General features: G+C 57.5%; 1 protein-coding gene. It reads left to right on the forward strand.

What is annotated here, in order from left to right; genetic code table 11:
* Positions 1-341 (forward strand): ATP-binding protein (locus QMZ65_RS25430; RefSeq protein WP_283216950.1); only part of this gene is annotated, 341 nt, incomplete at both ends.

Genomic DNA, 341 nt, shown 5'->3' on the forward strand with positions numbered 1-341 from the left:
GTGGCGATCCACCCGGGCTACGGCTTCCTCTCTGAGAATGCCGATTTCGCCGAGCAGGTTGAGCGCTCTGGTTTTATTTTCATCGGCCCGAAAGCTGACACCATCCGCCTGATGGGCGACAAAGTGTCTGCGATCACCGCGATGAAGAAAACCGGTGTGCCAACCGTGCCAGGATCTGACGGCTCGCTGACCGATGACATGGATAAAAACCGTGCCATTGCTAAACGCATCGGCTACCCGGTCATCATCAAAGCCTCTGGTGGCGGCGGCGGCCGTGGTATGCGCGTGGTGCGCAGTGAAAAAGATCTGGAACAATCCATCGGCATGACGAAAGCGGAAGC

This window comes from Pantoea sp. EABMAA-21 (assembly GCF_030053335.1).
GTDB lineage: Bacteria > Pseudomonadota > Gammaproteobacteria > Enterobacterales > Enterobacteriaceae > Pantoea > Pantoea communis.